Source organism: Ileibacterium valens (genome assembly GCF_001945525.1).
GTDB lineage: Bacteria > Bacillota_I > Bacilli_A > Erysipelotrichales > Erysipelotrichaceae > Ileibacterium > Ileibacterium valens.
The window spans coordinates 1-12,508 of record NZ_MPJW01000170.1; the positions used below are offsets into that span (position 1 = coordinate 1).

Sequence of the window (12,508 nt, forward strand, 5' to 3'; positions counted from 1 at the left end):
CAAAAGGCGGAAATCTTCCGTTTCCGACTTTCCTGAGAGGAAAGCTGGAGCACAGAGAAGATTTCCGCCTTTGATGGTATTCAGGGATAACCGGGAATAAAAGCCCGTGCAAATTTCAAAAGGTTACGTTTTATCTTATTTGAACCTGTTGTTTAATATCATCCAAATGTTCTTGCTTTTTTTCGTTATGCCATTTTCCGGGTGCGAACAAAATTCTTAAATCGTATCAGATGTCTTCAGAGAATGCCCGATAGTGAAGTTCAACCTGCTGATGCAGCTGCTTTTGAATCTGCGAAAATGCCTTAAGGAACAGATCCTTATCAAAAACAATCAGGTCGATGTATGAGAAAGATTTCCCAATAGCCCCGCCAATAACTTTGGCATAATGAAGGGGAGCAAATGCAGCATCGAGTTTTCTGGAAAGCTCCTGTCGGAAAATCGCATCATCCTTACCATTAAAAAGATTTGAGAAATAGACATAGCCATATTCTCCATCTTTTGCTTTCAGATCCAGAAGAACATCCGCCTTATTTCCCAGTGATTCTTCAATCAGAGACGGATTGGTCGTAAAAATAATTTTCATATCCTTACGCAATGAATCGTGAGCAAAGTCCTGATGAGGCTGATAAACCGAATAAATATCCGTTGGATGCTTATAATCTTTCCACTTTCCCTTCTGAACCGCTTCTTCAATCACATCATAAAGTTCAGTAAGATTACAGAAATCAACCCCGTTTTCGGGCTGATCGATATAATCCACAAAGGAGACAAAGCTTTCCATCATATTCTGACCGATTGCAAGTTCAACCAGATAGATACACATTTCTCGTTTATGTTCCGGATTTTCAATCAATGAAAATCCTGGGCAGTATAACCGGATAGAAAACGACTGCGCCTGATCATCACAGGTATAGAAAGCTGTAAAATCAAACAGAGTATAAATTTCATCTTTGATCTGCAGCTGGGCCTCAATGGCTTTTTGTGAAAGCGGAGGCAGTGTATCATTGATAATCCATACTTTCTTAATCTCAGATGGAGCCAGTTTTTTCATTTGCTGACAAATCAGCTGAGTTGTCTTATTTGGGCCGGCATCAAAAGTCATTTCCGGCTGTTCAAACGTATCTTCTACAAACATATGGGCTCCGCTGATCGCATAGCATTCCTGATCCAGCCCTTCAAGCACCTCAGATAAGGCAGTATAATCCTTATTCTTCAATGCCTGAAGCAAATCATTCTGTTCGTCTTCAAATCGGGACCAGAATTCCTTGATATTTGAAATCACACTCATTTTTCATACCTCACTGACAGAATATTCCTGCCATTCATTCAATTCGTTCAATAAAAATATTCATCAAAGCACTCAATTTTATCAGCCGTCAGGCTTTTTTTGATTCTTTCATTTGAACCATCGATATGATTCATTCAGTCGATTCATTCAGCTGAATCATTCAGAATCGTTTGAATCGTCAGATTCTCTTATTTTCTGTAATCCATTCTAAAACCTGAATGGCTCTTTCAAATCAGACTGGCCAGAATATCCAGGACCGTCTTCTATTTAAAAGATCTGACAGATTCATCTTATTTCATTGGCTCTGTTCTATAGAAAAATATGCTCAATGCCTGATTATATCTATGAGTCATCCTGGATTATTTATTCCGATCTTTGCTCGAACACGGTTGATGGATCGGCTAATTTCCCTTCCTGGATTCTTCACTTTGTTTCTTTTCGATGATTCTGGTTGGAGTCACTATATAATCGAGTACCTGATCCCAGGGCATTGGATAAAAGGCCATTTCCTGTTCATCGAAGGCTACTCCTATGGTGATTATTTCAGGATGATTGGCCAGATATCGATCGTAATAACCGCCTCCATACCCAAGCCGATAGGTATTAAAAAACGCCGAAAGCGGAACAAGTAAGACATCTGGAACATATCTTTGCCTGAACTCTTCCATTTCCTGTTCTGTAACCCAGTGATTCATCATTGCTTCAATTTCCTTGCTGAATGGTTCAATGACTCCAAAAACCTGTTTTTTCAGGTTTTCCGGCTTCCAGAAAATCATTTCTGTTTTGGAAATAACTTTTGGAACCAGATAATCCGGAACCATCTTGAATAAACCAGAAAGATCCGGTTCATCACGAAATGGAATAAAGAATCCTGGACGGCTGGCATGTGCAAAAAAAGGCATCAGATTTTTGACCAATGCCTTTTCTTTTTGCGAGCGATCCAAAATTCGGTTTCGGATTTTGAGAGCTTCCTGTCGGATCTTCTGATTTTCCTTTTGCCTTTCCTTATCGAATTCTGAATTTGTATTCATATTTATTTGCTATTTAGTTAAATCGAAAATCTTCTGAATCTATCCAATGGATTCAGACATATCAAGTTTGAGCAGCTGATTGAGTTCAACCGCATATTCCATCGGAAGTTCACGGGTAAATGGTTCAAGGAATCCCATGACGATCATTTCTGTTGCCTTTTCTCTGGAAAGTCCGCGGCTCATCAGATAGAAAAGCTGCTCTTCAGAGATATTGGATACCGTAGCTTCATGCTCAATGGATGAAGTCTGGTTGAGCTGACGATTTAATGGGATCGTATCGGATCTTGACATCTTATCAAGAATCAGGGTATCGCACTCGACCTTGCTTCTTGCATAATCTGCTTTTGAATTCTGCACAACCCATCCTCGATAGTTGGTTTCCCCGCCGTTACGCGCTACCGATTTAGAAATAATCGAACTTGTTGTGTAAGGGGCCAGGTGGATCATTTTGGCTCCAGCATCCTGGACCTGACCTTTGGAAGCGACTGCAATCGAGATCGTTGTTCCTTTAGCATAGGGTTCTGCAAGAATGCAGGATGGATATTTCATATTCAGGTTAGAACCGATGTTTCCATCAATCCATTCCATGTGACCATTTTCATAAACCCAGGCTCTCTTCGTAACCAGGTTAATTACATTGGTAGACCAGTTCTGAACCGTTGAATAACGGCATTTTGCATTTTTATGAACATAAATCTCTACAACTGCTGCATGCAGAGAATCCTTAGAATAAATTGGAGCTGTACATCCTTCAACGTAGTGAACATCTGCTCCTTCGTCAACGATAATCATTGTTCTTTCGAATTGACCAGAAGACTGTGAGTTAATTCGGAAGTAAGACTGCAGTGGTTTTTCAAGCTTGACTCCTTTTGGAACATAGATAAAGCTTCCGCCAGACCATACGGCTGTGTTTAAAGCAGCGTATTTATTGTCAGAATAAGGAATCACCTTTCCAAAATATTCACGGAACAGATCCGGATGTTCTCTTAAGGCGGAATCGGTATCGAGGAAGATCACGCCTTTATCCTCAACTTCCTGAAGCATGTTATGGTAAACAACTTCAGATTCATACTGAGTTGAAACTCCGGCTAAAAACTTCTGTTCAGCCTCTGGAATTCCAAGCCTTTCAAATGTTTCGCGAATCGTATCTGGAACTTCATCCCAGTCCTTTTCCTGTTTATCACTTGGTTTGATGTAATAGGTAAATTCATTAAAGTCGATCTTGTTCAGATCCGGACCCCAATTTGGATTCTGGGCATCCATAAAGTAATGGTAAGCTTCCAGACGTTTTTCAAGCATCCATTCGGGTTCATGCTTGATTGCAGAAATCTCACGAACCACTTGTTCGTTAATTCCCTTTTCTGTTTTAAAGACAGAAACATCCTTATCATGGAATCCATATTTATATTCCTCAGAATTCAGAGCTTCGACTTGGGATTTATCAATCTTGTCCACCATGTTCTGCCTCCTCTTCCTGATCAATCATTTCCTGTAATGCGCGCCAACCGATAGTCGCACAGTTGATCCGGTTGGCCTGATTTCCAACTGTGGCAAAGGCGTTGGCTTCTTCAAGCTTGTCTTCGTCATAGTCTTTCTGGTCAATCATCCGGTAATAGTTATCAATAATATCCTTTGCTTCTTCCAAGGTCTTTCCTTTTACCAGATCGGTCAGGATCGAAGTCGAAGCAGTTGAAATGGTGCAGGCCTGTCCATCAAAACGGACATCCTCAATTTTTCCATCCTTGAATTTAGCCTGGACGGTGATGTCATCAATGCATGAATCACTGGCCATATGACGTGAACAATAGGATGGATCTTCACTGAGATGTTTATTATGGGGATACTGATAGTTATCCATAATAATCTCTCTCATTAACATGGGATCAATGGGCATATTCATTCTCCCCCTTTCTAAAAGAAAATATCGAGCGTATTTTCAAAGCTGGCTTCTTTCAAAGCATCCACTAAACGGTCAATATCTTCCATGGTGTTGTAAAAATAAATACTTGCACGAACTGTTCCAGGAGCTTTAATCAGATCTCCCATCAGTTTTGCGCAATGCTGTCCTGAACGAACGGCAATTCCCTTACTCGAAAGGAAGCTGGCCATATCCTGTGGAAAGATCAGCTTTCCATGATCGAATACATTAAAAGTAATGATTCCGCATCCATTTTCGGCATTGTAAATCGTCACCTTATCCTTGAGCTCCTTCTCGTATCGCTCTAAGAAATGCTGTTTAAGTTCAAGTTCATATTCATGAATATTTTCAAGTCCGATCTTTTTGAGGTAGCGCATAGCCGCAGCCATACCTAAAGCTCCTTCAATCGGCATCGTTCCTGATTCGTATTTATATGGTGTTCTTTTTAATACGAGAGCTTCGTACTTATAAAAACGAGCGTTGCTTTCTCCTCCAAAAATCATCGGATGAAGTTTTTCAAGCAGTTCAAATTTGCCGTAAAGAACACCGATTCCGGTTGGGCCGCACATCTTATGGCCGGAAAAGCAGAAGAAATCACAATCGAGATCCTGAACATCAATGGGCATGTGAGCTACAGACTGAGCTCCATCCACCACAAGCAGGATGCCTTTTTCATGAGCGATTTTTGCCATTTCCTTAATTGGGGCGGTGTAACCAAGAACATTGGATACCTGAGCAACCGCAACAACTTTGGTGGTCGGGTTATCTTCCAGGGCCTTTTTGAAGTTATCAATGGTCAGTCTTCCCTCTTTTGTTAAGGGAATAAAGTTCACACTGACTTTTTTATCATAACCAGCCTGCTGCCAGGGCAGAATGCTTGAGGCATGCTCGGTTTCTGTAGAAAGAACCACATCTCCCTCATGAAGAAGCTGGTTGGTAATCATCATGGCAAGCAGATTAAGTGATTCAGTTGTACCGGATGTAAATACTATTTCTTCCTTACGGGCCGCATTGATGAATTCAGCTGTCGTCTTTCTTGCTCCTTCATAAGCATAATCGACCTGAGCACTCATCTCATAATCGCCGCGGTGAGCATTAGCTCCCAGATAGGTATAATATCGAACCACTTCATCGATCATGGCTTTGGGCTTGAGTGTCGTCGCTGAGTTGTCCAGATAATCGACAGGATACCCATTCATTTCTCTTTTAAGAATCGGAAAGTCCTCACGGATCTCATCGATATGATCAATGATTTTCATAGAGTCCTACCCTTCGTTCCATTTCTTCCTGGAGTGAATGTCTTGTTTCTTCATCATTGATGAATTCAATGACAGGCATGAAGTAACCAACAGAAAGCAGGCCGATCGCCTGTCTGATACTCAATCCTCTTGAACACATGTAATACAGCTGCTGTTCATCCGGCTGGCCAATGCTTAATGCATGAGAAGCCTTCACGTCATTTTCATCGATATAAAGAATTGGAATGACTTCTGCCTTATGGCCCTGTCCCATGGTCAGAACACGTGTTTCCTGATGAGATTCAGAGTTTGGGCATCCTTTGCCAATGGTTCCATCACAGACAGTCTTGTAATAACCCTTGTCAAATACAACCGCAAAGTTATGCATGTTCCCATAGGTATAGGAAGTTTTATGAAGCATTTTTATATCATTGTTTTTCGGTGCATCTTCCAGGCAGAGCTGTCCAGTATAAAGTTCGGTATAAGCTCCGTTTTCCTCAAGTTCTCCTAAATATTTCAATGTGGTCGGAGTTTTTTGAAGATCAAGGAACCCTAAGTGAAGTCTGGCATCCTTTTTTACCTGGGTGTGAAGGTCAATATTCAGACCGGGTGCACTATTATTCTGAATAAAAACTTTCACTTCTGAATAATCAGCCAGAGTGATATCAATTTTGACATCTCTGACCTCTTCTTCAAGAACGATTTCCAGGCTGCCTTTGCTTCTTTCTTCAACGAGAACTTCAAGAAGTTCTGAGGTATTGGTCAGTTTGAGAGTCTCTTTGAACTCTCCGGAAAACTGCTGATTCATCAGGCAGCCTTCTTGGCACCACAGGATTCAAGCAGAACTGGTTTAGGCTTTTCTTCACTCTTCGCCTTGACACCATATTCCTTTTCAACCCAGTCATATCCTTCAGAATCAACTTTCTGGATCAGTTCCGGTCCACCCGAAACCACGATTTTTCCATCTACAAGAATATGAGCATGTGTTGGTTTCAGATAATCAAGGAATCTGGCATAATGACTGACAACAATGAGACCGCAATGCGTCTGTTCCTGTGCATGCATAATCGCATCAGAAACAATTCGCAGCGCGTCAACATCCAGACCGGAATCAATTTCATCAAGCATGGCTAACTGCGGTTTAAGAAGGAGCATCTGAACAATTTCATTGCGTTTCTTTTCACCGCCTGAGAAGCCAACGTTCAGGAAACGATGCGCCAGATCGGTTTTCATATCGAGTTCATCAATCGCATGATCCATTTCCTTAATGAATTTAAACAGCGAAATGGGCTGTTCTCTTCTTGCGTTGATGGCAGTTCTTAAAAAATCGGAATTGGTCACGCCAGGTACTTCTGCAGGATACTGCATACCTAAAAACAGGCCGACCTTGCTGCGTTCATCCACTTCCATGGAAAGGACATCCTTACCATCAAAGGTAATCGTGCCCTGTGTAACTGTATATTTTGGGTTTCCCATAATGGCTGCAAGTAAAGTGGATTTACCGTTGCCGTTTGGTCCCATTAGTGCGTGTCTTTCGTCGGAATTTACACTCAGATCGAGGCCTTTTAAAATTTCTGTGCCTTCGACACTGACGTGCAGGTCCCTAATTTCTAAAGCGGACATATTTCAACCTCTTTTCATTCATTTTCAGTTTAGCATATTACAGAATAAACCGATTTTGATAGACAACTCTCTTCTTCTTGTCATATTTTTTGAAGTGCCCGATTGCGAAGTGATTTTAGACTCTTCCTGATTAATCCTGTCTGCAATTTTTTTGACAGAGATCGATTCTGAACTGAAATCCAAATCCTGAGTTCTCCTGAATCAGCACAGTCAGTCAAGTCAGTCAGGATCTGTTAAGTTACAGGACAATCGTTTAACTTCTGCTTAATGTTTGACTGTTTGAATATCTTTGATGCTGAAATTCTCTTTGCTCCGTTTCGAAACGAGAAGTGAAAAAATATGGAATATGAAGGCAAATTGCTTTTCTGCAATGAAGTTTTTATAATAGTTTGAGTTATTTAACAAAGAATGGGATTTAAGTCTGCCGGGTTATAGAAAGGATGGCTGCAGCCGGCAGGATCGCAGCAAAATCATGAGTGAATTTTTAAGAAAATACTGGTTTGTCTGCCTGATTGCCATTGCCATGATCGCAATGCTGGTCTATTTCGTCATGGATATGAATAAGGACAACGTTTCAGGCAAACAGACGGACGGTAAAGATGTGGTCGCTTCGACTAGCCTGGGTGATTACACTTCCGATGAGATGTTCGATGATTATCAGGGATTCAATCAGTCTCTTCTATATTATATGTATCAGGATGCTGTCGTGAATCAGTCCGTTGAAGCGACTCCTGAAATGAAGGAAGAAGCAAAAGCACAGGCTAAGACTCTGGAAACCAATATGAAATCAGATTCAACTGGTCAGACTGAATATCGTCTGATGCAGCAGCTTGCAGGTTTTGGTTTTGAGGGCGATGACGCGATCGAAAACTACTGCATGACTTCTTTAAAACTTCAAAAGCTTGAAAGAGATTATATCGAGAAAAACAAGGATAAGTATTTCAAAAACGTAGCAAACTCTCCAAAAGAAATTTCGATCATTACCATCAATGTCGATTCAGTGGATACTCCTTCTGAAGAGCAGAAAACAAAAATGGAAAATGTGGATAAGGCTCTTGAAGATGGAACCTTCGCCGATGCGGCTACAGCTTTTTCTGAAGATACAGCAACAGCTGGATTAGCAGGCTACTATGGCTACTATGATGAAAGTTCCTCATCTTTTGACGAATCCATTAAGACAGCTTTAAAAGGTCTCAAAAAAGGTGAAATGACTGAATGGATCGGCGTAACAGATCCTCAGACAGGAGCAGCTGTTCAATACCGCGTTTATGTAAACGAAACAGACTTTGAAACCATCTACAACTCGGAAAATGAAGCCACTGGAAAATCGGCTTTAAACGCTTTGCTGAGTGCAAACCCTGGTCTTGAAGTATCGACTGTCAGGGATGCGGCAGAAAAGCTAGGCGATATTAAATTTGAAGATGAAGAAGTTCAGAAACAGGTCGAAAGCTATATTAAGGAACAGACAGGAGGAAGCGAAGATGAAAAGTAAAAAAGTGATTCTTAGCACCTTTTGTGCTGCAATGCTTCTTGGAGGATGTGCTTCTCAGGTAAATACCAAAGTGACTGAACCGGATAAGCCATTAATGAGTATTGGAGATACAACCATTACCCGCAATGATGAATATGAACTCATCAAGCGTGTCAACGGACCTTCTTTGATGATTCAGGGTATTCAGTTGCTGATTTATAATAAGGAAGTTCCTGTTGATGATGAGATCAAAAAAGAAGCCGATGAAATGCTGAAAAGCTATGATCCGGATTCTGAAACCTTCCTCAAACAGATTCAGACTTATGGATATAAGGACAAGGAAGAATACCTCAACCAGGTCATCATCCCTTCAATTCAGTCCAATAAACTTCTTGAAAAGTATTTTGAAGAAAATGCTGAAGCGATTGAAGAGACTTACCGTCCAGTTGTGGCTGCCATTATCGAAACGGATTCAGAAGACAATGCTCAAAAAGCCATTGATGCAATGAATGACGGAACTTCTCCAGAAGAAGCAGGTAAGCAGTATGCTCGTGAAGGAGCAAACTATACTGGCAATGATACAGTCATTACGACCGAAACTACAAAACTTCCAACCCGATTGCTTAATACACTCAATGAAACGAGTGATGATGGAGTTCTCTCTGAAGTATTCTATGACGATACTTCAACAGACGACAAAGCCTATTATGCCGTCAAGCTGATCAGTCGTGATTATAACGAAAATATCGACCTGATCACTCAGTCTCTTTCAAGCAATCAGGATGTTATTTCCGGATGTATGGTATTCTACCTCACCAAATACGATTTTGAAGTTCATGATCAGTATATTTTCGACTATCTGAAAACCAACAACCCGGAATATCTGGTAACCCGTCCTGATCTGACTGAATAATCAGCACAAGCTTGCAACAGGGACAAATTGAATTACATACCCGTTAAGTTAACATACATATTAAGGCGAATTCACAGGAATCAAGTTTCCTGACGATTCGCCTTTTCCTTTTCCCTTTCCTTTTTATGTTCTTCTTCATATTTCTTTTTTGCAGGTGATTACGTGGATTTTCTCCTATTCTCTTTGGCATTTTTCTGAATCCCGGTTCATAGAAGCTCTTTAGAATTTAATCGTTTCTGAATTTGGTTAACGTAAAAAAGTCGAATCAGACAATCAGGTCTGATCCGACGGTATGGTTTACAAATTCATTTTTAAGTTAATAAGAGAGTTGTCCAGTTGTTTTTAACCAATTAGATTACTTGATCATATCAATGCCGTTAACGATCAAGCCTTCATCGACTTCAATCATCAGGTACCGTTTTCCATCAACCACCTGAGTTTTGACTTTATCGGAAACATCTCCTTTGACGTTGACGGTAATTCCATTCATCTTAACAGCGAGTTTGCTTGTATCAATCATATTGACGGCTTTGAGTTCTTCTTTTCCGACCTGGTTGTCATAGACAGCAGAAAAGCGATCCATTTTCTGTTCTGAGATTCCGGAATTGGAAAGAAGATTTTCCATCTCGTTTTTACTTAATGAAAATGCTTCACTGTCAGGGTTTTCTGAGATCATTTCTCTGACGTTTTCCTGCAGGTTCTGAATTAACTGCAGCGAAAGTTCATCCTGAGCTAAATCCGAGATCAGTCCGGCAAAGTTTTGCTGTTCACGATCATAAGGCAGTTCGGCTTCTCTTCCGCAAAGAACCTCAATTAATCCATCATTTGGCTCTTTTGGTTTTGCCGTAAAGTAGAGCAGCCGGCTGATATCAGCTCCTCGATCGGCAAACACCGGAAACATAAATCCATCGAGTACTTTTGGAAGAACGTGCATATCTTCATCGATCTTCTTTTCCATATTTGCGGTATCTGGATTGTAGAAAAGACCGATATCTGTCAGATCAACTTCATTTATGCATCCAAGCAAAAACTGAAACGGCATAGGTGCACTATCCGGAATAACTTCACCATTCTTATCGAGCACTGGAACCAGATATTCGCAGCTGGCTATAGTAATCAGATGTTTCTGGTTGAAGCCATCATTGGCAATGATTTCATCTCTTAATTTGGTAACGAGTTCTTCATCCTTTAAAAGAGATTTGTTTAAGGTATACAGTTTTTTCTGATATCCATTTTCCTGGCCAGCTTCGCGTTCAAACTCGTATTCCATCAGATTCTTTCCAATCTTACCTGATAGAGCTTTCTTAAAAATCGACAGGAAGATTTCCTGTTCTGCTTCCCGAAAATCCTCCCAGTCCTTGATTTCAAAGCTTGGAATCTGGGTCTCTGGAATAGCAGGAATGACGTAGCTGTAAGCCACCCGGTAGATGTTGAAATTCTTATTTTTCTTCTTATATTGGCGGCGTATTTCTTTGAGTTCTTCGTTATTCATGCCTTAAAGGATAGCACAGTTACAGAGGAAAGATTTCTAAAATCCAAAACTCAGATAAAAAGAATCTTCGAATCATTCAACAATAAGCAAAGATAAGATGTGATTTAACAAACAAATGAATGTCTGGTTTAATTTGAAAAATTCTGATTTTCATCTGAACGAAAAGGGAGATATTTAAAATTTGAACAGGTTTCATACTGCTGAGCAATAATCATGTACAAAAAATGGGTCTTTGAAGCATGTCAAAGACTTTTGACATGTAAAATCCCCTGTTTTTAATTACTGCAAAAGACTTTCGATATACGCTGTATCCATTGATCTGACATGATGACATTGTCCACGTAATATCCCACCAAATCAATAAAAAGCAAAGCGAGACAACTGTATCAAAGAAAGGAAGCGAATATAAACAATCAAATGAAAAGGAAATACAGGAATCAATCAAAATGAAAATGGAAATATCAGAACAAATCAAAAATCATCGGATGCAGCTGCAGCTCTCTCAGGAAGAGCTGGCAAAAAGAATATATGTCAGCCGCCAGACCATATCCAATTGGGAAAACGAGAAAAGTTATCCGGATATACATTCCCTGCTCCTATTAAGCAATCTGTTTGGAGTCCCAGTGGACGAACTGATCAAAGGAGATCTGAAAAAAATGAAACAGGAAATCAATCAGGAAGAAGTAAACGCATTTAACACGCAAGGCAATATCTTTTCCGCTTTAGTCATCGCTTCAATTCTGACTTTTGTCCCTTTGCTGGTATGGAAAGGAATGCTTGGTCTGGTCCTATGGCTTCCCCTTTACCTTATAACTATGCTTTATGCATTCAGAATCGAAAAACTGAAGCGTACCAACAACATTCATACATACAAAGAAGTGGTAGCATTCAGTGAAGGAAAACGTCTGGATGAAATCGAAACCATCAGAGAAAGCGGAAAACAACCTTATCAGACTGTAATAAAATTCCTGGCTGGAGCTGGAGTTGGATTGCTTCTTGGAGCTTTAGTCTTTCTTCTGATGAAATAAGGTAATCAGAAATTGATCTTCTATAGATTCAATTGCATCCAAGCACATCCGCTGCGTAACAGATGAAAACCAAAATAATCGAAAAAGGGGCTGTTAAATTTCGACTGATTTTTCATCAGCGAGATTTACAGCCCCTTTTTCTATGCTTTTTATCTGATTCAATCCTGTTTTATGATGTGTTTTTCCGCTCAAGTCAATTTTTGAACGCACTGAAAAGAGCCAAAACTCAAAAAGACTGTTTATAATCTTTTTCAGATTTCGCTTTTCTGCTCCTTTAATTTTCCATAACGTTCGAGTTCTGGGCAACTCATCCGATTTCTGTTGTTTAATTTTCTGATATTGTGTCCCATGGCCACAATAAGCACCTCAAATTTTACGTTTTCCAGTCCCCGGCGTCTCAATCGGCTGTATCTGTAGTTTTCTTTAAGATCTCCGAAGGTTCCTTCCGCCTGAATGCTCCGGCTGACCATAATCTCATGTCCTGCATCTGAAGACATGTTCTCCCG

Annotated in this window: 12 protein-coding genes; 3 read left to right on the forward strand and 9 right to left on the reverse strand. The window is 40.3% G+C overall.

Going from position 1 to position 12,508, the window contains the following annotated elements:
* Positions 1-226: 226 nt before the first annotated feature.
* The 7 genes from BO222_RS08635 to sufC form a co-directional block, all read right to left on the reverse strand.
* The gene (locus BO222_RS08635; protein WP_075820201.1) at positions 227-1,288 is read right to left on the reverse strand and encodes a hypothetical protein; all 1,062 of its coding nucleotides are present in this window, start codon (positions 1,286-1,288) and stop codon (positions 227-229) included.
* A gap of 401 nt (positions 1,289-1,689) precedes the next feature.
* Positions 1,690-2,319: a 5-formyltetrahydrofolate cyclo-ligase gene (locus tag BO222_RS08640; protein ID WP_075820203.1), complete on the reverse strand. Its 630-nt coding sequence runs from the start codon at positions 2,317-2,319 to the stop codon at positions 1,690-1,692.
* A 39-nt stretch (positions 2,320-2,358) separates the two neighbouring features.
* A complete protein-coding gene (gene sufB, locus BO222_RS08645) occupies positions 2,359-3,777 on the reverse strand; it encodes a Fe-S cluster assembly protein SufB (RefSeq protein ID WP_075820205.1) in 1,419 nt (472 codons plus the stop codon).
* Positions 3,761-4,213 (reverse strand): Fe-S cluster assembly sulfur transfer protein SufU, encoded by a 453-nt coding sequence (gene sufU, locus BO222_RS08650; protein ID WP_143356990.1) that lies wholly within the window; start codon positions 4,211-4,213, stop codon positions 3,761-3,763. The genes sufB and sufU overlap by 17 nt, the downstream gene beginning before the upstream one ends.
* A gap of 17 nt (positions 4,214-4,230) precedes the next feature.
* Positions 4,231-5,496, reverse strand: a complete 1,266-nt coding sequence (locus BO222_RS08655; protein WP_178390470.1) for an aminotransferase class V-fold PLP-dependent enzyme — start codon at positions 5,494-5,496, stop codon at positions 4,231-4,233.
* Entirely contained in the window at positions 5,483-6,283 is an 801-nt protein-coding gene (locus BO222_RS08660; protein ID WP_075820209.1) for a SufB/SufD family protein, read from the reverse strand. The genes BO222_RS08655 and BO222_RS08660 overlap by 14 nt, the downstream gene beginning before the upstream one ends.
* Positions 6,283-7,098: a Fe-S cluster assembly ATPase SufC gene (gene sufC / locus BO222_RS08665; RefSeq protein WP_075820211.1), complete on the reverse strand. Its 816-nt coding sequence runs from the start codon at positions 7,096-7,098 to the stop codon at positions 6,283-6,285. The genes BO222_RS08660 and sufC overlap by 1 nt, the downstream gene beginning before the upstream one ends.
* Before the next feature lie 472 nt (positions 7,099-7,570).
* Between sufC and BO222_RS08670 the strand changes: the two genes are divergently transcribed.
* Positions 7,571-8,590 (forward strand): peptidylprolyl isomerase, encoded by a 1,020-nt coding sequence (locus BO222_RS08670; RefSeq protein WP_075820213.1) that lies wholly within the window; start codon positions 7,571-7,573, stop codon positions 8,588-8,590.
* Complete coding sequence (locus tag BO222_RS08675) at positions 8,580-9,482, forward strand: peptidylprolyl isomerase (RefSeq protein ID WP_075820215.1); 903 nt, start codon at positions 8,580-8,582, stop codon at positions 9,480-9,482. Before BO222_RS08670 ends, BO222_RS08675 begins: the two co-directional genes overlap by 11 nt.
* A gap of 355 nt (positions 9,483-9,837) precedes the next feature.
* Here the strand turns inward: BO222_RS08675 and BO222_RS08680 are convergent, their stop codons facing one another.
* Positions 9,838-10,974 carry a DUF4317 family protein gene (locus BO222_RS08680; protein ID WP_075820217.1) on the reverse strand — a complete coding sequence of 379 codons (1,137 nt, stop codon included), beginning with the start codon at positions 10,972-10,974 and terminating at the stop codon, positions 9,838-9,840.
* Positions 10,975-11,420: 446 nt separating this feature from the next.
* On the opposite strand from BO222_RS08680, the gene BO222_RS08685 reads away from it, so the two are divergent.
* The gene (locus BO222_RS08685) at positions 11,421-12,002 is read left to right on the forward strand and encodes a helix-turn-helix transcriptional regulator (RefSeq protein WP_233131236.1); all 582 of its coding nucleotides are present in this window, start codon (positions 11,421-11,423) and stop codon (positions 12,000-12,002) included.
* Positions 12,003-12,253: 251 nt separating this feature from the next.
* On the opposite strand, the gene BO222_RS08690 is transcribed toward BO222_RS08685, so the two are convergent.
* Positions 12,254-12,508: transposase (locus BO222_RS08690; RefSeq protein WP_075817320.1), on the reverse strand; the 255-nt coding region annotated here is incomplete at its 5' end.

Excerpts from the sequence above, each read along its gene's own strand:
- BO222_RS08635 (WP_075820201.1), bottom strand. The coding sequence starts at position 1,288 with ATGAGTGTGATTTCAAATATCAAGGAATTCTGGTCCCGATTTGAAGAC.
- BO222_RS08640 (WP_075820203.1), bottom strand. The coding sequence starts at position 2,319 with ATGAATACAAATTCAGAATTCGATAAGGAAAGGCAAAAGGAAAATCAG.
- sufB (WP_075820205.1), bottom strand. The coding sequence starts at position 3,777 with ATGGTGGACAAGATTGATAAATCCCAAGTCGAAGCTCTGAATTCTGAG.
- sufU (WP_143356990.1), bottom strand. The coding sequence starts at position 4,213 with ATGCCCATTGATCCCATGTTAATGAGAGAGATTATTATGGATAACTAT.
- BO222_RS08655 (WP_178390470.1), bottom strand. The coding sequence starts at position 5,496 with ATGAAAATCATTGATCATATCGATGAGATCCGTGAGGACTTTCCGATT.
- BO222_RS08660 (WP_075820209.1), bottom strand. The coding sequence starts at position 6,283 with ATGAATCAGCAGTTTTCCGGAGAGTTCAAAGAGACTCTCAAACTGACC.
- sufC (WP_075820211.1), bottom strand. The coding sequence starts at position 7,098 with ATGTCCGCTTTAGAAATTAGGGACCTGCACGTCAGTGTCGAAGGCACA.
- BO222_RS08670 (WP_075820213.1), top strand. The coding sequence starts at position 7,571 with ATGAGTGAATTTTTAAGAAAATACTGGTTTGTCTGCCTGATTGCCATT.
- BO222_RS08675 (WP_075820215.1), top strand. The coding sequence starts at position 8,580 with ATGAAAAGTAAAAAAGTGATTCTTAGCACCTTTTGTGCTGCAATGCTT.
- BO222_RS08680 (WP_075820217.1), bottom strand. The coding sequence starts at position 10,974 with ATGAATAACGAAGAACTCAAAGAAATACGCCGCCAATATAAGAAGAAA.
- BO222_RS08685 (WP_233131236.1), top strand. The coding sequence starts at position 11,421 with ATGAAAATGGAAATATCAGAACAAATCAAAAATCATCGGATGCAGCTG.